Origin of the sequence: Rhodanobacter geophilus (genome assembly GCF_040812275.1) — a bacterium.
Lineage (GTDB): Bacteria > Pseudomonadota > Gammaproteobacteria > Xanthomonadales > Rhodanobacteraceae > Rhodanobacter_A > Rhodanobacter_A geophilus.
Genome location: NZ_JBFOHL010000001.1, coordinates 161,787 through 179,763, shown reverse-complemented (window position 1 = coordinate 179,763; position 17,977 = coordinate 161,787). Strand labels below are relative to the sequence as shown.

17 protein-coding genes are annotated in these 17,977 nt (G+C 67.8%); 10 read left to right on the top strand and 7 right to left on the bottom strand.

Annotated features, from left to right (window positions below; all coding sequences use genetic code 11):
* Positions 1-56: 56 nt before the first annotated feature.
* From ABQJ56_RS00825 to ABQJ56_RS00810, 4 genes are all read right to left on the bottom strand, one after another.
* Complete coding sequence (locus ABQJ56_RS00825; protein WP_367843090.1) at positions 57-1,187, bottom strand: SO2930 family diheme c-type cytochrome; 1,131 nt, start codon at positions 1,185-1,187, stop codon at positions 57-59.
* Positions 1,188-1,206: 19 nt separating this feature from the next.
* Positions 1,207-2,442: a parallel beta-helix domain-containing protein gene (locus ABQJ56_RS00820; protein ID WP_367843089.1), complete on the bottom strand. Its 1,236-nt coding sequence runs from the start codon at positions 2,440-2,442 to the stop codon at positions 1,207-1,209.
* 129 nt (positions 2,443-2,571) lie between these two features.
* On the bottom strand, positions 2,572-3,666 hold the full coding sequence (locus ABQJ56_RS00815; protein ID WP_367843088.1) for an AraC family transcriptional regulator: 1,095 nt from the start codon (positions 3,664-3,666) through the stop codon (positions 2,572-2,574).
* 188 nt (positions 3,667-3,854) lie between these two features.
* A complete protein-coding gene (locus ABQJ56_RS00810) occupies positions 3,855-4,601 on the bottom strand; it encodes a glucose 1-dehydrogenase (protein WP_367843087.1) in 747 nt (248 codons plus the stop codon).
* 106 nt (positions 4,602-4,707) lie between these two features.
* Between ABQJ56_RS00810 and ABQJ56_RS00805 the strand changes: the two genes are divergently transcribed.
* Entirely contained in the window at positions 4,708-5,109 is a 402-nt protein-coding gene (locus ABQJ56_RS00805; protein WP_367843086.1) for an ArsR/SmtB family transcription factor, read from the top strand.
* A gap of 49 nt (positions 5,110-5,158) precedes the next feature.
* Here ABQJ56_RS00805 and ABQJ56_RS00800 read toward each other — a convergent pair whose 3' ends face one another.
* Together ABQJ56_RS00800 and putA are read right to left on the bottom strand one after the other, a co-directional pair.
* Positions 5,159-6,040: a restriction endonuclease gene (locus ABQJ56_RS00800; protein WP_367843085.1), complete on the bottom strand. Its 882-nt coding sequence runs from the start codon at positions 6,038-6,040 to the stop codon at positions 5,159-5,161.
* A 128-nt stretch (positions 6,041-6,168) separates the two neighbouring features.
* Positions 6,169-9,330, bottom strand: coding sequence for a bifunctional proline dehydrogenase/L-glutamate gamma-semialdehyde dehydrogenase PutA (gene putA / locus ABQJ56_RS00795; protein ID WP_367843084.1), 3,162 nt, complete (start codon positions 9,328-9,330; stop codon positions 6,169-6,171).
* A 208-nt stretch (positions 9,331-9,538) separates the two neighbouring features.
* Here putA and ABQJ56_RS00790 point away from each other — a divergent pair, with 208 nt between their 5' ends.
* The 5 genes from ABQJ56_RS00790 (at position 9,539) to ABQJ56_RS00770 (ending at position 14,019) form a co-directional block, all read left to right on the top strand.
* Entirely contained in the window at positions 9,539-10,027 is a 489-nt protein-coding gene (locus ABQJ56_RS00790; protein ID WP_367843083.1) for a DUF2244 domain-containing protein, read from the top strand.
* A gap of 101 nt (positions 10,028-10,128) precedes the next feature.
* On the top strand, positions 10,129-11,067 hold the full coding sequence (gene coxB, locus ABQJ56_RS00785; RefSeq protein WP_367843082.1) for a cytochrome c oxidase subunit II: 939 nt from the start codon (positions 10,129-10,131) through the stop codon (positions 11,065-11,067).
* Between the two features lie 116 nt (positions 11,068-11,183).
* The gene (ctaD, locus tag ABQJ56_RS00780) at positions 11,184-12,800 is read left to right on the top strand and encodes a cytochrome c oxidase subunit I (protein WP_367843081.1); all 1,617 of its coding nucleotides are present in this window, start codon (positions 11,184-11,186) and stop codon (positions 12,798-12,800) included.
* A 57-nt stretch (positions 12,801-12,857) separates the two neighbouring features.
* Entirely contained in the window at positions 12,858-13,022 is a 165-nt protein-coding gene (locus ABQJ56_RS00775; protein ID WP_367843080.1) for a hypothetical protein, read from the top strand.
* 109 nt (positions 13,023-13,131) lie between these two features.
* Positions 13,132-14,019, top strand: coding sequence for a cytochrome c oxidase subunit 3 (locus ABQJ56_RS00770; protein ID WP_367843079.1), 888 nt, complete (start codon positions 13,132-13,134; stop codon positions 14,017-14,019).
* Positions 14,020-14,307: 288 nt separating this feature from the next.
* Here the strand turns inward: ABQJ56_RS00770 and ABQJ56_RS00765 are convergent, their stop codons facing one another.
* Positions 14,308-14,523, bottom strand: coding sequence for a twin transmembrane helix small protein (locus ABQJ56_RS00765; protein ID WP_367843078.1), 216 nt, complete (start codon positions 14,521-14,523; stop codon positions 14,308-14,310).
* A gap of 47 nt (positions 14,524-14,570) precedes the next feature.
* Here ABQJ56_RS00765 and ABQJ56_RS00760 point away from each other — a divergent pair, with 47 nt between their 5' ends.
* From ABQJ56_RS00760 to cyoE, 4 genes are read left to right on the top strand one after another with little or no spacing between them, the layout of a single operon-like run.
* Complete coding sequence (locus ABQJ56_RS00760; protein ID WP_367843077.1) at positions 14,571-15,335, top strand: SURF1 family protein; 765 nt, start codon at positions 14,571-14,573, stop codon at positions 15,333-15,335.
* Positions 15,332-15,901 carry a redox-active disulfide-containing membrane protein gene (locus tag ABQJ56_RS00755; RefSeq protein ID WP_367843076.1) on the top strand — a complete coding sequence of 190 codons (570 nt, stop codon included), beginning with the start codon at positions 15,332-15,334 and terminating at the stop codon, positions 15,899-15,901. The genes ABQJ56_RS00760 and ABQJ56_RS00755 overlap by 4 nt, the downstream gene beginning before the upstream one ends.
* Positions 15,901-17,064 carry a COX15/CtaA family protein gene (locus tag ABQJ56_RS00750; RefSeq protein WP_367843075.1) on the top strand — a complete coding sequence of 388 codons (1,164 nt, stop codon included), beginning with the start codon at positions 15,901-15,903 and terminating at the stop codon, positions 17,062-17,064. The genes ABQJ56_RS00755 and ABQJ56_RS00750 overlap by 1 nt, the downstream gene beginning before the upstream one ends.
* Positions 17,061-17,966, top strand: coding sequence for a heme o synthase (gene cyoE / locus ABQJ56_RS00745; RefSeq protein ID WP_367843074.1), 906 nt, complete (start codon positions 17,061-17,063; stop codon positions 17,964-17,966). Before ABQJ56_RS00750 ends, cyoE begins: the two co-directional genes overlap by 4 nt.
* Positions 17,967-17,977: the final 11 nt, after the last annotated feature.

The following is a 17,977-nucleotide window of genomic DNA, read 5'->3' as shown; positions in this document are numbered from 1 at the left end:
CTGGTCAGGCAAGGCGCGCCGGTCGCGCCGAAAGTCTTCATCCTCCGCGACGGTGCTCAGTGCACGATGTCGCAGTTCCCCTTCAGCGAAAGAATCCACGCGCGGATCAGCGCCTCGCCCTCGCGGTCCACGGTGCTGCGGCCGATCTCCGGCATCATCGTGCCGGGCCGGGTGGAGCCGATGCGATTCATGATGATCGACTCGTCCGGCTTGCCAGGCACGATGTCGAACAGGCGCCCGCCGGTGGCCGGGCCGGCTGCCTCGGGCGACTTGCAGATGCCGAGGTGGTGGTCTTCCGGCACGTCGGGGCCGAGCGAGAAGCCGGTGACGCTGGCCTCGCCGTGCGGGTTGTGGCACATCGCGCAATTGACGTCGAGCCAGGTGCGTGCGCGCGCGTCGAGCGAGGCGCTGGGGTCGCGCCAGTCGGCGGCCTTCGGCACGTCGGCCAGCCTGGGCAGGTCCATCAGGTAACCCATCGCGACCAGGTGTTCCAGCTGGTTCTCGCGGCCGTTGCCGTAGTCGTATTCGCGGTTGAGGTTCCGCGCCTTGGGACCGATCGGCAGGATGCTGCGGCCGATCATGTCGGCCTCGTGGCAGTTCACGCACTGGCCTTCGTCGGGCACCACGTAGTTGAAGTCCTCGCGCCGGTCCTGCGCATCGACCAGGGTGAGCGCCTGCACGTCGCCGGTGCGCACCAGGGTGGCTTGGGTCTGCTGCGGGTTCCACACGTAGACGAACGGCGTCCAGCCTTCCTTGCGGCGCACCAGCAGGCGCGTTTCCACCAGGTGCACGCTGGCGAGGTTCAGGTCCTGGCCGGTGAAGTCGCCGGAGTAGTCCAGCGTGCGCGCCACGTCGCCGAACTTGCCGTCGGCGGCGCGCGGGTAATAGAAGGTCTTGGTGACGACGGTGCCGACCGGGAAATCGAAGGTGTTTTTCGCGTCGTACTTGGCCGCCATGCCCCTGGGCATCCAGATCGTGCGCAGCTTGTGCACGTAGTCGGTGAACAGTGGCGTGTTGAGGTTGTACGGCACCACGCCGGCGTTGAGTTCCAGCTTGCCGTCGCGGGCCTCGACCATGTGCCAGTCGCTGAGCCTGGCCGGCTTGCCGTCGGCATGGAATTCCGCCGGCGGCATGCCGCGGTGGCAGCCGGCCAGCAGGAGCAGCGCCAGCAGCGCGGTGCGTTTCACGAGCTTCACCATCGCGCCCTCAGAGCTTCGGCTCGGGGCTCAGCACCACCGCCGGCAGCTTGGCTAGCGTGCACTGGAACGGCCTCATGTCGGTGCTGGGGTGCTTGTAGCCGTCGGGGCCGTCGGCATTCACCACGCCGCTGACGTCCTGGATGCAGATGCGATCCTGCGGCGGCAGCGCCTTGTCGGTGAATTTCGGATCGCTGTAGCCGTCCCACAGCACGTCGGGGAAGTGGCCGTTGATGCCGAACAGCGCGACCTTCAGCGTCTTGAAGTCCAGCCCGCTGGGCGAGTCGCCGCCGCCCTTCAAGCGGTTGCCGTAGACGAAGATGCCCTTCGGGTACGGGTCGTAACCGGCCGCCACGCCGGTCTTGCTGGCGTAGTTGGTGGAGTAGAAGCTGGAGATGATGATGTTCGCCGTCTTGTTGTCGGCGATGTCGTTGTCGAAGATCTCCACCTTCGGGTTGGAGTTCACCACCACGCCCGAACCCGCCGGCACGCTGGCCACCGCCGAGCCGTTCGCGGCGAAGTTGTCGTGGTTGTTGGCGATCACGTGGTTCTTGAACACGCGCGTGCCGTGGCCTTCCATCAGCAGGTCGGGCATGTTGAACACCAGGATGCCGCCGGAGTTGTCGGTGGCGGTGTTGCCGTAGACGTCGGCATCCACCGTGTTCTCGACCTCGATGCCGGCCACGTTCCGCTCCACGTGGTTGTTGCGCACGATGACGTTGGTGGACTGGCCCACGTAGATGCCCGAGTCGGAGGCGCCGATCGCTTCCGAATCCTCGATCAGCACGTTCTGCGTCTTCACCGGGTAGATGCCGTAGGGGCCGTTGCCGGTCTGCGAGCCGTCGGTCCACTGCGTGCGCACGCCGTGGATGGTGATGTTCCTGCCATGGTTGATCTTCAGCGCATCGCCCTTGGTGTCCTCGATGGTGAGGTTCTCGATGGTGAAGTCGTTGGCGTTGACCAGCAGCCCCTCGGGGCCGACCAGCTGGCCCTTGAACGAGAGCACGGTCTGGTCCTTGCCGGCGCCCTTGATGGTGACGCCGTCGGTGCGCAGGCTGAGGCCGCGCTGCAGGTGGTAGTGGCCGGCGGGAATGTCGATCACGCTGCCGGGCTTGGCGTCCAGCAACTGTTCCTGCAGCTTCGCCTCGAAGCCGGCGTCTGTCTGGTTCTGCGGTGCGGGGGCCTGCTGGCTGCTGCAGGCGGCGAGCGCGCTGGCCAGCGCCACGGTGACGAGTGTCTTGCGCATGATCGTTGAACTCCCCATTCGAACGCCATCAGCGGATGCGTCCACTGTCGCCCAATCCGGCGGCATGGGGGAGGGCAAAACGGCCAGCGAACGGGGGGCGGAGCGGCCAGTATTGGCCCCGGGAGGCGATCACGCCGCGGCGCGGCGGGCTTCCTGCGGCGCCATGCCGGTCCAGCGCTTGAACGCGCGGCGGAATTCGCGCGGGTCGCTGTAGCCGACCTCGCCGCCGATCTCGGCCACGGAAAGCGTGCCGGCCTGCAGCAGCTGCAGCGCGCGTTCGGCGCGCACGCGATCGTGGATCTCGCGGAACACGCGCCCGCTCTCGGTGAGCCGGCGGCGCAGCGAGCGTTCGCTGAGGTTGAGCGTGCGCGCCACGTCGGTGAGCGTGGGCTGCTGGCGCAGCAGGCCGCGCAGCAGGCGTTCCACCGCGGCGACGATTTCCTGGTGCGGTTCGCCGCCGTCCGCGGTGCGCTGCTGCGCGCACAGCGCCAGCGCCTGTTTCGCGGTGAGCGGGTTGTAGCCGGGCAGGGGATGGGCCAGCCATTCCCTGCCGATCAGCAGCCGGCAGCGCGGCGCGTCGAAACGCAGCTCGCAGCCGAACAGTTGCGCGTATCCGTCGGCGTGTTCCGGACGCGGATAGGCCAGTTCCACGCGCAGCGGGCGCAGCTCGGCGCCGACCAGTTCGCGCGCGATCAGCGTCGAGCTGGCGAACAGCTCCTCGCAGAAGAACGGCAGCAGGCTGGCGTCGTCGAACAGCGGCAGCGCGACCATCGCCACGGCATGCCCGTCCACCGGCTCGAACGCGAGGTCGAGCAGGCAGCCGCAGATCTTGTGGTGCGCGATGCCGGCCAGCATCGCCTCGCCGAACGTGCGCGAGGTCATCATCGCCAGCCCGAGCAGGCCGAAGCCGCCGATGGTGCCCTCGCGGCCGATGCGCAGCCCGGCGTCGGGCACGCCCGCCGCGGCCAGCGCGGTGAGCGCGCGGTGCACGAACAGGCTGGCCTGGCGATAGGACACGCGCAGTGCCGGGTCGGCGATCTGCGCGCGGTTCAGCGCCAGGCCGCCGAACCACGAGCGGGTGTCCACGCCGCAGCCGTCCGCGAGCTGCGTCAGGTAGAGCAGCTTGTTGGTGGGGAACTCCGCGGCGGTGTAGCGCGGATCGTCCATTGCCGGCGCGGCATGCGCACTGGAATGGAAGCCGATCATGCCGGCGGGACGTGCCATGGTGCCGATGCTCCGCGGGGGCAGGCCGGGCGGCCTGCGCTCCGGACTTTCTAGCACGCCTGCGCCGGCGGCCGCTTGTGCAATGCGCAAGCGGCCGCCCGGAGGGTCGCCGTCCGGTCAAGGCATCCGCGCGGAGACATCCCCGGCATGGCGAATGCCGGGGATGTGCCGGTTGCCGCGTGGAGGGTTCAGTGCATGCCGCCGCTGGCGTAAAGCTTCTCGCCGGTCAGCCAGCCGGCGTCGTCGGACGCCAGGAACACCGCGATGGAGGCGATGTCCCGCGGCTGGCCGATGCGGCCCAGCGGCGTCTGCGACGCGGCATGGTTGTGGAAGTCGGAGCCGATGAAGCCGGCGCTGTGCGTGCCCTCGGTCTCCACCAGGCCCGGGTTCAGCGCGTTGACGCGGATGCCGCGCGGGCCCAGTTCGCGGGCGAGCGCGCCGGTGATGCCCTCCACCGCCGACTTGGTGGCGGTGTACACCGCCGAGGCGGGCGGCGTGATGCGGCTGACCAGCGAGCCGATGTTGATGATGCTGGCGCCCTGGCCGAGGTGCTTCGCCGCCGCCTGCGTGGTCAGCAGCAGGCCCAGCACGTTGACGTCGAACTGCTTGCGGTAGTGGGCTTCGGTGACCTCCTCGATCGGCGCGAATTCGTAGACGCCGGAGTTGTTGACCAGGATGTCGAGACCGCCGAAGCGCTCGACCGTCTGCGCGACGATGGCCTGTGCACCGGCCGCGTTGGCGACGTCGCCCTGCACGGCGAACGCCTTGCCGCCGGCGGCGGTGATCTCCGCCACCACGGCGTCGGCGCCGGCCTTGCTGGAGGCGTAGTTCACGGCGACGGCGGCGCCTTCGGCGGCGAGCGCCTTGGCGATGGCGGCGCCGATGCCCTTGGATGCGCCGGTGACGAGGGCGGTCTTGCCTTGGAGCTTGCTCATGGGTGGGTTCCTGCGAGTGGGGGTGGGGACGATCTGGTTCCTTGATGCCGTAGTTCAAGATATATGAACTATGGAACAATGGTCAAGGGGCGGCTAGAATGCCGCCATGCGACCGCTGTTCCACCCCTCGATCGACGACGTCACCGTGGAAGGCATCCTCCACGCGCTGTCCGACCCCGTGCGCGCCTCCATCTACGCCAGGCTGGCGGGGCTGGACTGCGCGGCGACCTGCACCGCCCTGCAGCAGGCCGGCGACCGCACCATCCCCAAATCCTCGCTGTCGCAGCACTTCCGTGTGCTGCGCGAGGCGGGCCTGGTGCGCAGCGAACGCGCCGGCGTGGAAATGCACAACACCACCCGCTGCGCAGAAATCGAGCAGCGCTTCCCCGGCCTGATTCCCGCCATCCTCAGCGCGCATCGGGTGCAGGCGGCTGGCGCGCCGTCGCCACGCTCGCGAGTCCGCAGGACTGCGACGAGTGCCGCCAAGAAGAAGGCAAAAGGGAGCTGAAGGTCGGCTTCAGATCGCCGCCGCGCCTACGGGCGTTTGTGATCGGCTTTCAGCCTTCGCGGCGGAATTCGTCGAAAAAGGCATGGTCGATCTCGTAGACCGTCTTCGGCTTCACGCCGATGAGCTTGTCCTGGAACAACTCCACCAGCTGCTCGCCGTCGATCAGTTCGATCGGCACCACGCCGTCGCGCGTGGCTTCGGCCTCGGCGTCCTGCGTGAAGCGGCCGGTGGTGATGAACACACCCTTCTCGGCGCGGCCGAGCAAGGCGTTGCGGAATTCGCCCACGGCGCTGCGCGTGACGGTGTCCTTGAAGCGCTTGGCCTGAAACGCTACGCGCAGGCTCACGAAGGGGCTGAGGCGCAGCAGGCCGTAACCGTCGATGCCGCCATCGCGAGAGCGCTGGGTGACTTCCACGTCCTCGAATCCGTGTTCGCGCAGCAGGCGGCCGCAGATTAGCTCGAAGCCATATGGCGGCAAGGACTTGAGGATGTTGAGCAGGTCGAGATCGTGGGCCTCCTCGGGTGGCTCGGCTTCGACCAGTTCGGGTTCGGGATGCGGTGCCGCTTCTGTGTGCTGCTTGCGTTCGGCCTGATCAGTTTTCACTCGATTGAGAAAGACGCGATGTGACTCATCGTCATCGAGATGGGTTTTCCAGCCCAGTGGGGTCAGCGTCCAGATACCGCGGCGACTGTCATCCAGCAAGCCTTCCCACACCAGATACTGGCGTGCCCATTGCACTTGGTTATGGAAACGATTGGCGCCAGATTTGATGGTGGCTTCGGTGATTTCGCGAGACAGTTGCAGTTCGTGCGCTATCCACCGTGATACTTCTTGTGGCCTGGCGGAACCACCGAGTGCGCGCAAGCAGTCCAGCAACGGCCCCATCCAGCGGGTGACTTCGGCTTGCCCTTTTCGTTGCTGTCTTGCCATGCAGATACTCCGTGCAATGGCACGAAACGTACTCATTGCATCGACGTTATAGCAATACCGAAAACCTTTCCCCTTCGCTTCGGCCCACTCTCTCAACGAGTTGGGAGAGCGGACATGGAGCGATGGCGTTACTCGCCGATCGTCAGCAGCGACGCATTGCCGCCGGCCGCCGTGGTGTTGATGGTGAGCGTGCGTTCGCCGGCGAAGCGCAGCAGGTAGTGCGGGCCGCCGGCCTTGGGGCCGGTGCCGGAGAGGCTTTCGCCGCCGAAGGGCTGCACGCCGACCACCGCGCCGATCTGGTTGCGGTTGACGTAGCAGTTGCCGACGCGGGCGTGGCTGCGGATGTATTCCACGGTGTCGTCGATGCGGCTGTGCACGCCCAGCGTGAGGCCGTAGCCGGTGGCGTTGATCTGCTCCACCACCTGCGGCAGTTCGCTGCCCTTCCAGCGCAGCACGTGCAGCACCGGGCCGAACACTTCGCGCTTGAGCGTGGACAGCGCGGGGATCTCGTAGGCGCGCGGGGCGAAGAAGGTGCCGTGGGCGGCGACCTCGGCGTCGATCTTCGCCTCGGCGATCAGTTTCGCCTCCTTGTCCATGCGTGCGGCGTGCTCGACCAGGATCTGCTTCGCGTCCTCGTCGATCACCGGGCCCACGTCGGTGCTGAGCTGGCCGGGATCGCCCACCTTCAGCTCGGCCATCGCGCCGGCCAACATGCCGACCACCTTGTCGGCGATGTCCTCCTGCACGAACAGCACGCGTGCGGCCGAGCAGCGCTGGCCGGCGGACTGGAAGGCGGAGGCGATCACGTCCTTGACGATCTGCTCGGGCAGGGCGGAGGAGTCGGCGATCATCGCGTTCTGCCCGCCGGTCTCGGCGATCAGCGCGGCGATCGGCGCGTTGCGCGCGGCCAGCGCGCGGTTGATCGCCCAGGCGGTCTCGGTGGAGCCGGTGAAGGCCACGCCGGCCACGCGCGGGTCCCGGGTCAGGGCAGCGCCGACCACCGCGCCGTCGCCGGGCAGGTACTGCAGCACGGCCTCGGGTACGCCGGCTTCGTGCAACAGCTTCACCGCGGCATGGCCGATCAGGCTGGTCTGCTCGGCGGGCTTGGCGATCACGCTGTTGCCGGCGGCGAGCGCGGCGCTGACCTGGCCCAGGAAGATCGCCAGCGGGAAGTTCCACGGGCTGATGCAGACGAACACGCCGCGGCCGTTGAGGAACAGCTGGTTGCTCTCGCCGGTGGGGCCGGGCAGCTGCTCGGGCTGGCCGAACAGGCGGCGAGCCATGGTGGCGTAGTAGCGCAGGAAGTCGGCGGCCTCGCGGATCTCGGCGATGGCGTCGGGCAGGCTCTTGCCGGCCTCGCGCACGCACAGCGCGATGAACTCGGCGCGGCGCGCCTCGAGCTGTTCCGCCGCATGTTCAAGAATCGCGGCGCGGCTGGCGGCGGGCAGGCGGTCCCAGTCGGGCTGGGCGGCGACGGCGTTGGCCAGCGCCTGGTCCACCAGGGCGGCGTCGGCGCTGACGTAGCTGCCCACGATCTGGCGGCGGTCGGCGGGGTTGGTCACGGTGACGGCCGCGGCTGAAGCCGCTCCTCCGGCGCCCGGTACCAGCGGTGCGGCGCTCCACGGGCCGCACTTGGCGTTGACGGCTTCGGCGGTGGCCTTCAGTTCGTTGTCGTTGGAGAAGTTGATGCCCATGGAATTCTTCCGCAGTTCGCCAAAGAGGTTGACCGGCAAGGGGATGCGCGGGTGGGGGATGGAGGCGAAGCGGCGCACCGTTTCGCAGGGATCGGCGACCAGCTCGCGCACCGGCAGCGTCTCGTCCACCACGCGGTTGACGAAGCTGGTGTTGGCGCCGTTTTCCAGCAGGCGGCGCACCAGGTAGGGCAGCAGGTCTTCGTGCGTGCCCACCGGCGCGTACACGCGGCAGGGCACGTTGAGGTTCTGCGGGCCGATCACTTCCGCGTACAGGTCGGTGCCCATGCCGTGCAGGCGCTGGAACTCGAACGGCCGGCCGCGCGCGACGTGGTGCACGGCGGCGATGCTGTGCGCGTTGTGGGTGGCGAACTGCGGGTAGATCAGCTCGCTGCCGGCGTCGAACAGCTTGCGCGCGCAGGCGAGGTAGGAGACGTCGGTGTTCGGCTTGCGCGTGTACAGCGGGTAGCCGGCCAGGCCCTGTTCCTGGGCGCGCTTGATCTCGGCGTCCCAGTAGGCGCCCTTCACCAGGCGCACGTACCAGCGACGATTTGCCGCACGTGCCGTCTCGATCAGCCAGTCGATCACGAACGGGGTGCGCTTGGAGTAGGCCTGCACCACGATGCCGAGGCCGTTCCAGCCCTCCAGCGAGGGGTGGGCGAACACGTCGCCGATGATGTCCAGCGAGAGTTCGAGGCGGTCGGCTTCCTCGGCATCCACCGACAGCGCGATGCCCTGCTGCATCGCCAGTTGCGACAGTTCCAGCAGCTTGGCGGTGAGGTCGCGGCGGGCGACCTCGCGCTTGGCCACTTCGTAGCGCGGGTGCAGGGCGGAGAGCTTCACCGAGATCGACGGCGCGTCGGTGTGGTTGGCGAACGGGCCGCGCGCGCCGATGCGGGCGATCGCGCGGCGATAGTCCTCCTGGTAGCGCTCGGCGGTCTCGGCGGTGAGCGCGGATTCGCCCAGCATGTCGTAGGAATAGCGGTACATCGCATATTCCTTCTTCGCGCAGCGGTCCAGCGCCTCGTCGATGGTCTGCCCCATCACGAACTGGTGGCCCATGATGCGCATGGCCTGGCGCACCGCGAGGCGGATCGCCGGCTCGCCGGCGCGGCCGGCGAGGCGCTTCAGCGCGCCGGTGAAGTCGCGGCGGGTTTCCTCGGCGAGGTTCACCAGGTGGCCGGTGAGCATCAGGCCCCAGGTGCTGGCGTTGACGAACAGCGACTCGCTCTGGCCCAGGTGCTTCTTCCAGTCGGCGTCGCCCAGCTTGTCGCGGATCAGCTTGTCGGCGGTGGCCTTGTCGGGGATGCGCAGCAGCGCTTCCGCCACGCACATAAGCAGTACGCCTTCCTCGGAGGACAGGTCGTACTGGCGCATGAAGGATTCGACCGCGCTCTGGTCCTTGGCGCGCGCGCGCACGCGCGTGACCAGGCCGGCGGCGACGTCGATCACCTGCTCGCGCTCGGCGGGCGGCAGGGTAGCCTGGGCGAGCAGGTCGTTGACCGCTTCGGTCTCGTCGCGCAGCCACGCGGCGGTGATGCGCGCGCGGGCCGGCTCGGCGCCGGCGGGGAGTTCGGGGCTGAGGATGGGCTGGGTCACGGTGGGGTCGATGCGATGGGGGAGGCGGACGGAACGCGCGATTGTACGCCGGGCGCCGCCCTGCCGCCGCTACTCGCCGCCGTGGCGCAAGGTACGCGCAGGTATGTGCGTGCGTGGCAAAAGTGACCGGGCTCAAGCCCCTGCGGCATTCTTGCCCCTTGCGCCCATGCGACCTATCATCGATGCGCTCTTGGCACGCCGGATCTCCATGATCGTGCTACGACCAGCCGCCGCCGGCTTGCCGCGCGTGACGATATGGCTCAGGCCCAATCGCACGCTCAGTCGACGCGGCCTGCGTCGGCTCATCATGCTTCTGGTGGCGCTGGCGCTGACAACGGCCGTCCTGGGCGCGTGGCAGGGGAATGTGTTCGCTCCGCTGTTCGCCCTGGTCGAGTCGTCTGCCGTGGCTGTCGCCCTGTGCGTGGCCTGGCGGGCCGGCGACCGCGGCGAACGCATCACCCTCGACGACACGTCGCTGGAGGTGCAATCGTTGCCGGGGCGGCAACGCGTGCGTTTCCAGCCTTACTGGGTGCGCGTGCGGATGGACGAGGGGGAAAGCGGATGTCGCCGCCTGCTACTGTCATCACACGGGCGCGAGCTGGAAATCGGCGGGTTCCTTGCCGAACAGGAACGTGTCGAGCTGTTGCGGAAACTCAAGCTGCTGCTGGAAGGGATCAACGACCAGCCGCGCGGATAGGTTCAACAAAGGGCGAGAGCATGACATCTGGCAGCATCAGGACTGACGGGACCGGGCCGAACGGAAATCGAATCCGTCGCAGCCGTTCCAGCCGCGGCAGGATGACCGGCATCAGGCGCGCCGTGGCGGCGTCGGCGGCCCTCGTGCTGGTGCTGTGCGCCGGTCTTGCGCAGGCCGACCCCCGCCCGTGGCAGCTCAACATGACGCGCGGCGCGACGGCCTGGTCCGGCGAGCCGTACTTCCTCAACAACGTCGCGCTCGGCGTGTGCGTGGTGATCGGCGTGCTGGTGTTCGGCGCGATGTTCATCGCCATGTTCCGCTTCCGCAAGTCGCGCGGCGCGGTGGCCGAGAAGTGGTCGCACAACACCACGGTCGAGATCATCTGGACGACGATCCCGGTGATCATCCTGGTGGTGCTGGCCTGGATGGCCACCGGCGGACTGGTCTCGTTCGCGAACACCACCGGCTCGCAGATGACGATCAAGGTCACCGGCTACCAGTGGAAGTGGCGCTACGACTACGTCGACTACCTCGGCAAGCCGGTCAGCAAGGTCGGCTACATGTCCAAGCTCGACGCGCTGAGCGACAAGACCCGCCAGCTGGATTCGGGCATGGACCCGTACGCGGTGAAGACCGGCGACAAGAACACCTACCTGCTCAACGTGGACAAGCCGCTGGTGCTGCCGATCCACACCAAGATCCGCTTCGTGATCACCAGCGACGACGTGATCCACTCGTGGTGGGTGCCGGCGTTCGGCTGGAAGATGGATGCGATCCCCGGCATCGTCAACACCGCGTGGACCAACATCAACGAGCCCGGCACCTATCGTGGCCAGTGCGCCGAACTGTGCGGCCAGGACCACGGCTTCATGCCGATCGTGGTGAAGGCGGTCTCGCAGGAAGACTTCGCGAAGTGGCTGGCCGCGCAGGAGCAGGCGTCCGCGCCGGCACCGGCCGCGCCGCCGGCCGCGGCCTCCAGCGCCGCCGCCCCGGCGACGGCGCAGGCTGCGGCACCCGCGCAGCACGGCGACAAGGGTTGAGCCCCGCCGCGGTGCGATTGCAGTCATGACGTGTCGCGGCCGACCCGGCCGCGAAATTCCGGAGAGCAGCCGCGAGTGGCTGCGCCATCGACAGATTCAGGCAGAGGTGCAAGGCCATGGCCCACGAAGCCACCCACGATCACCACGATGACCACCACCATGCGCCGCAGGGATTCTTCCAGCGCTGGGTGATGTCCACCAACCACAAGGACATCGGCACGCTGTACCTGATCTTCTCGCTGACGATGTTCTTCATCGGCGGCAGCTTCGCGATGGTGATCCGCGCCGAGCTGTTCAAGCCCGGCCTGCAGCTGGTGCAGCCGGCCTTCTTCAACGAGATGACCACCATGCACGCGCTGGTGATGATCTTCGGCGCGATCATGCCGGCCTTCGTGGGCCTCGGTAACTGGATGATCCCGATGATGATCGGCGCGCCGGACATGGCGTTGCCGCGCATGAACAACCTCTCGTTCTGGATTCTGCCGTTCGCGTTCACGCTGATGCTGTCCACGCTGTTCCTGCCCGGTGGCGGCCCGGCCGGCGGCTGGACGATGTATCCGCCGCTGTCGCTGCAGAGCAACTCGCTGGCCTACGTGGTGTTCGCGATCCACCTGATGGGCATCAGCTCGATCATGGGCGCGATCAACATCATCGCCACCATCCTCAACATGCGCGCGCCGGGCATGGACCTCTTGAAGATGCCGGTGTTCGTGTGGAGCTGGCTGATCACGGCGTTCCTGCTGATCGCGGTGATGCCGGTGCTGGCCGGCGCGGTGACCATGCTGCTCACCGACAAGTACTTCGGCACCAGCTTCTTCAACCCGCACGGCGGCGGCGACCCGGTGCTGTACCAGCACGTGTTCTGGTTCTTCGGCCACCCCGAGGTCTACATCATGATCCTGCCCGCGTTCGGGATCATCTCGGAAGTGATCCCGACGTTCGCGCGCAAGCCGATCTTCGGCTACCGCGCGATGGTGTACGCGATCGCCAGCATCGCCTTCCTGTCGTTCATCGTGTGGGCGCACCACATGTTCGCGGTGGGCCTGCCGCTGGGCGCGGACATCTTCTTCATGTACGCGACGATGCTGATCGCGGTGCCGACCGGCGTGAAGGTGTTCAACTGGGTGGCCACGATGTGGGGCGGCTCGATGACGTTCGAGACGCCGATGCTGTTCGCGATCGCGTTCGTGATCCTGTTCACCATCGGCGGCTTCTCCGGCCTGATGCTGGCGCTGGTGCCGGCCGACTTCCAGTACCACGACACCTACTTCGTGGTGGCGCACTTCCACTACGTGCTGGTGACCGGCGCCGCGTTCGCGATCATGGCGGCCACGTATTACTGGCTGCCGAAGTGGACCGGCCACATGTACAACGAGTTCTGGGGCAAGGTGCACTTCTGGTGCAGCGTGGTGTTCGTGAACGTGCTGTTCTTCCCGCAGCACTTCCTCGGCCTGGCCGGCATGCCGCGCCGCATCCCGGACTACAACGTGGCGTTCGCCGACTTCAACATGGTCAGCTCGATCGGCGGCTTCCTGTTCGGCGCCTCGCAGCTGATCTTCCTGGGCGTGATCGTGCATTGCGCGTTCTTCTCGAAGAAGAAGGCCACCGACCGCGTGTGGGAAGGCGCGCGCGGCCTGGAATGGACGCTGCCCTCGCCGCCGCCGCACCACAGCTTCACGGTGCCGCCGGTGGTGCACGACGAGGAACTGGCGCACGGCCACGTGAACGACTGACCATCATCCTGCCGCGGCGGCCGCAGGGCCGCGGCGGCGCCAGCGGGACAGCAGCGCATGACGACAAGCCGTATGACGTCCGGCCACATGACATCCGGCATCGCGGACCAGCGTTTCGAGCAGGGCCGCCGCCGCGGCGTGCGTCGCACCGTGACGGTGCTGGCCATCGTGGTCGGCGCGTTCTATCTGCTGTCGTTCGCGCAGATCCTGCTGATGAAGTAGCGCAGCGCCATACCGGGTTCCACGGATGGCAGCGGCAGGGTCATCCGGCAGACATCCGGCCACGCGATGACGGGGCCGGGTCACCAGAGCAACGCCACGGGGTCATACCATGGGTCAGCAACACGACATCTACTACGTACCGAGCAAGAGCCAGTGGCCGATCGTCGCCGCGGTGGTCATGTTCCTCACCGTGTTCGGCGCCGCGCACTGGCTGAATGCCGAGCCCGGCGAGTCCGGCTTCGGCAAGACGGTGATCACGATCGGCGCGATCGGCATCCTCGGCATGTTCTTCGGCTGGTTCCATTCGGTGATCAAGGAATCGCTGGCCGGCCTGTACAACCCCCAGGTGGACACCTCGTTCCGCATGGGCATGATGTGGTTCATCTTCTCCGAGGTGATGTTCTTCGGCGCGTTCTTCGGCGCGCTGTTCTACATCCGCACGTTCTCGGTGCCGTGGCTGGGCGGCGAAGGCCACGGCGTGCTCACCCACCAGTTCCTCTACGACACCTACAGCGGCGCGTGGGGCGCGGCCGGCGGCAACGGCCCGCTGCACGTCGGCGGCGCCTTCAGCACCGTGGCGCCGTGGGGGCTGCCGCTGCTGAACACGCTGATCCTGCTCACCTCCAGCGTCACCGTGACGATCGCGCACCATGCGCTGCGCGGCGGCCATCGCGGGCGGATCCTGCTGTTCCTCGGCCTCACCGTGCTGCTGGGCGCCACCTTCCTGTTCTGCCAGGCGCACGAGTACATGGAGGCGTACAAGGAGTTGAACCTGACCCTGCACAGCGGCGTCTACGGTTCCACCTTCTTCATGCTCACCGGCTTCCACGGCCTGCACGTGACGCTGGGCACGATCATGCTGGCGGTGATCTGGCTGCGCGTGCTGAAAGGCCATTTCAGCAAGGACCACCATTTCGGCTTCGAGGCGGTGGCGTGGTACTGGCACTTCGTCGACGTGGTCTGGCTGTGCCTGTTCCTGTTCGTTTACATACTGTGATTTGACGCGACGTCCTGCCGCGGAAGGCGAAGATCGGGAACCGGCCATCCATGGCGGACGGTTTTGACTTCACGCGACATCCTGCCGCGGAGGGCGAAAGTCAGGAACCGGCCATCCATGGCCGGACGGTTTTGACTTCACGCGGCATCCTGCCGCGGAGGGCGAAAATCAAGAACCGGCCATCCATGGCCGGACTCTTCAGAAACGCGCCGCTCAAATACAAGAAGCCCGCCGATTGGCGGGCTTCTTCGTGTTGCGGGAAAACAAGCAGTGCAGGGGCGGTTACAATCACTGGCCGACGTCGTGCGGCTGCAGCCAGCCCATCCAGATGCCGAACATGACCATGCCGATCAGCAGCAGCGACAGTGCGATGCGGCGGGTCAGCGCCCAGGCCATGCGCCTGTCGTTGTCCTTGTCGGTCATCATGTAGTACAGCGCCTGGGCGAGGCTGAAGATCACCACCAGCAGCAACACCACCACCGCGTATTTGTAGATGGGACCCACGTGATTGATCCGGTCGATTTTGTTGCAGGCAGTATAGCGACCGGGGAGTGCGCGCCGTGCTAGGTGGTTTCCGCCGCCCGCCGTGGTGGGCGATCCTGCTCACCGCTGCCGCGGCCGTGCTTTTCGTGCGACTGGGCGTCTGGCAGCTGCACCGCGCCGCCTACAAGGACGATCTGCTGCGACGCTATGCCGCGGCGGAGATCGCGTCGCCACAAGGCTTTGCCGCGGTGGCCGCGAGGCCGCCGCCGGACGCCTACCCCCGCGTGCAGGTGCAGGGCCGCTACCTGGCCGACCGCGTCTATCTGCTGGACAACCCGAAGCACGACGATCGCGGCGGCGTGGAAGTGTACGTGCCGTTGCGTGTGCCGGGCACCGGTCACCGGCTGCTGCTGGCGGATCTGGGCTTCCTGCCCGGCAACGGCACCGACCAGACACCACAGCTGCCGCCACTGCCGGAAGGCGTGCAGGACCTGCGCGGACTCTACGTGCCGCCACCGGGTCGCGGTTTCGAGATGGGCGGCAACGCGCTGGCGCGGCAGACGGCGTGGCCGAAGAAGACGATCTATCTCGACCTGCCGCAGATCGCCGCCGATCTCGGTGCGCCGCTGTATCCGCGCGTGCTGAGCCTGGATGCCGATCCGGCGTCGATCTACGTACGCGTGCACACGCTGGACTTCGGCGACATGCCGCCGGCACGGCATCGTGCCTACGCGTTCCAGTGGTTTTCCTTCGCGATCGCCGTGGTGGTGATCCTGCTGGTGCTGAACCGCAGGCGCGGTTCGCGCAAACCCCGACCGACGGACTCCCGATGAATGCCACCGATCCCGCCGCGCTCCGCAAGAGCCGCCTGAAGCTGTTGCTGGTCGCCTCGATCTTCGCCGCGCCGTTCGTGCTGGCGCTGCTGCTCACGCTGGCCGGCTGGCAGCCCGGCGCGAAGGGCAACGGCCTGCCGATCCTGCCGCAGCGCAACTTCGCCCAGGAGCAACTGCCGGTGCGCCTCGCCGACGGCAGCGACTGGGCCTGGCGCGACAGCGAGCCGCGGCTGACCCTGGTGGCGTTGCCCGGGCCGGACTGCGCCGCGCGCTGTTATGCCGCGCTGACCGCGATGGCCAAGGCGCGCATGATGCTCAACCGCAACCAGTCGCGGCTGCGCCTGTTGTACGTGGGCACGCCACCCGCCGATGCGCAGCGGGACGGCATGGCGAACTACTGGCAGGTCGGCCAGGACGTGGGCGGCAGGCTGGCGCCGTGGCGTCCGCGGCAACCGGACAGCGTGGGTGCGCTGCTGGTGGAATCCAATGGCACGGCACTGGCGAGTTATCCTGCCGGTTTCGATCCCTCCGGCCTGTTCCGGGATCTGCAGAAGGTCATCAAGTGATGTCGTTGCAAGCGGGAAAAATCCTGCGCTGGCTGTCGCTGCTGGCGGCCGTGTTCGCGTTCGGGCTGGTGATGTTCGGTGCCTTCGTGCGGCTGTCCAACGCCGGCCTGTCCTGCCCGGACTGGCCCACCTGCTATGGCCAGGCGACCTGGCCGCAGCACGCGCAGGCGGTGGCCAGGGCCGATGCCGCTTTCCCGGACCGCCCCTACGAGGCGCACAAGGCCTGGCGCGAGCAGGTGCACCGCATGCTGGCCGGCACGCTGGGCGTGCTGGTGCTGGTCTTGGCGCTGCTCGTTGCGTGGCGCGACCGGCGCACGCGCAGGCAGGTGATCGTGGGCGCCGTATGCGCCGCGGCAGGCGTGGCGACGTACATGCGCGGCGAGTACGCGGTTTCGTCGGCCTTGTCCGCCATGGCGATCCTGTCGCCGACGCTTGGCGCATGGCGCTGGCGCGAAAGCGGCGCGTGCCGGATCGTCGTGCTGGCGCTGGCCGTGATCATCTTCCAGGCCATGCTGGGCATGTGGACGGTGACCCTGCTGCTGAAACCCATCGTGGTGACCGGCCACCTGCTGGGCGGCATGACCACGTTCGCGCTGCTGGGCTATGCGGCGGTGCGCTTCGCCGGCGTGGGCGCGGCGGACGATGCGCTGGCGGGCCTGCGCCGGCTGGTGGTCCTGGGCATCGTGCTGCTGGCCTGCCAGATCGCGCTGGGCGGCTGGACCTCGTCGAACTACGCGGCGCTGGCCTGCGGTTTTGGCGATGCGGCGTTCCCGCAGTGCCTGGGCCAGTGGTGGCCGCCGGGCGACTACCACCAGGGCTTCATCCTGTGGCGCGGCATCGGCGTGGATTTCGAGGGCGGCATCCTCGACCAGGGCGCGCGCACCGCGATCCAGATGGTGCACCGGATCGGCGCGCTGGTGGTGTTCTGCTACCTCGGCTGGCTGTCGCACCGGCTGGCGCGGCGCGGCCTGCGCTGGTGCGGCATCGCCGTGGCCACGGCGCTGGTCTGCCAGGTGCTGCTGGGCATCAGCAACGTGCACTTCGGCCTGCCGCTGCCGGTGGCGACCGCGCACAACGGCATGGCGGCCCTGCTGCTGTTCACCCTGGTGGCGACGCTGGCGCGCACGCAGCGCAGGCATGACGCCGCGGGAGCCCTGCCATGAGCGGAGTGCTGGGTGAATACCTGCAACTGACCAAGCCGCGCGTGGTGGCGCTGCTGGTGTTCTGCGCGGTGATCGGCATGTTCCTCGCGGTGCCCGGCATCCCGCCGTGGCGCGCGCTGGTGTTCGGCATGCTGGGCATCTGGCTGGCCTCGGGCTCGGCGGCGGCGTTCAACCACCTGATCGACCAGCGCATCGACAAGCTGATGGCGCGCACCGCGAGGCGCCCGCTGGCCACCGGCCATCTCAAGCCGTGGCAGGTGCTGGTGTTCGCGATCGTGATCGGCGTCGCCTCGATGCTGGTGCTGGCGCTGCTGGTGAACGGCCTCACCGCGTGGCTCACCTTCGCGGGGCTGATCGGCTACGCGCTGGTCTATACCGCCTATCTCAAGCGCGCCACGCCGCAGAACATCGTGATCGGCGGCCTCGCCGGGGCGATCCCGCCAGTGCTGGGCTGGACCGCGGTGACCGGTGCGCTGCATCCGTTCGCGCTGCAGCTGTGCCTGATCATCTTCGTGTGGACGCCACCGCACTTCTGGGCGCTGGCGATCTTCCGCCGCGACGACTACGCGCGCGCCGGCGTGCCGATGCTGCCGGTGACCCACGGCGTGGCCTACACGCGCTGGCAGGTGCTGTTCTACACGGTGCTGCTGGTGCTGGTGACCCTGCTGCCCGCGATCACCGGCTACAGCGGCTGGCTCTACCTGGGCGGCGCGCTGGCGCTGGGCGCGGGCTTCCTGTACTACGCGATCCGCCTGCTGAACCCGCCGGACGAGTTCTTCGCGATGCGCGTGTTCAAGTATTCCATCGTCTACCTGATGGCGCTGTTTGCGTTCCTGCTGGCCGACCACTGGCTGGCCGAGCCGCTGTTGCGGCAGGGGCTGGTATTCCACGGGCCGGCCTGAGCCGGACTTTT

Coding starts and splice junctions, on each gene's coding strand:
- ABQJ56_RS00820 (WP_367843089.1), bottom strand. CDS start 2,442: ATGCGCAAGACACTCGTCACCGTGGCGCTGGCCAGCGCGCTCGCCGCC.
- ABQJ56_RS00815 (WP_367843088.1), bottom strand. CDS start 3,666: ATGGCACGTCCCGCCGGCATGATCGGCTTCCATTCCAGTGCGCATGCC.
- ABQJ56_RS00810 (WP_367843087.1), bottom strand. CDS start 4,601: ATGAGCAAGCTCCAAGGCAAGACCGCCCTCGTCACCGGCGCATCCAAG.
- ABQJ56_RS00805 (WP_367843086.1), top strand. CDS start 4,708: ATGCGACCGCTGTTCCACCCCTCGATCGACGACGTCACCGTGGAAGGC.
- ABQJ56_RS00800 (WP_367843085.1), bottom strand. CDS start 6,040: ATGGCAAGACAGCAACGAAAAGGGCAAGCCGAAGTCACCCGCTGGATG.
- ABQJ56_RS00790 (WP_367843083.1), top strand. CDS start 9,539: ATGATCGTGCTACGACCAGCCGCCGCCGGCTTGCCGCGCGTGACGATA.
- coxB (WP_367843082.1), top strand. CDS start 10,129: ATGACCGGCATCAGGCGCGCCGTGGCGGCGTCGGCGGCCCTCGTGCTG.
- ctaD (WP_367843081.1), top strand. CDS start 11,184: ATGGCCCACGAAGCCACCCACGATCACCACGATGACCACCACCATGCG.
- ABQJ56_RS00775 (WP_367843080.1), top strand. CDS start 12,858: ATGACGACAAGCCGTATGACGTCCGGCCACATGACATCCGGCATCGCG.
- ABQJ56_RS00770 (WP_367843079.1), top strand. CDS start 13,132: ATGGGTCAGCAACACGACATCTACTACGTACCGAGCAAGAGCCAGTGG.
- ABQJ56_RS00755 (WP_367843076.1), top strand. CDS start 15,332: ATGAATGCCACCGATCCCGCCGCGCTCCGCAAGAGCCGCCTGAAGCTG.
- ABQJ56_RS00750 (WP_367843075.1), top strand. CDS start 15,901: ATGTCGTTGCAAGCGGGAAAAATCCTGCGCTGGCTGTCGCTGCTGGCG.
- cyoE (WP_367843074.1), top strand. CDS start 17,061: ATGAGCGGAGTGCTGGGTGAATACCTGCAACTGACCAAGCCGCGCGTG.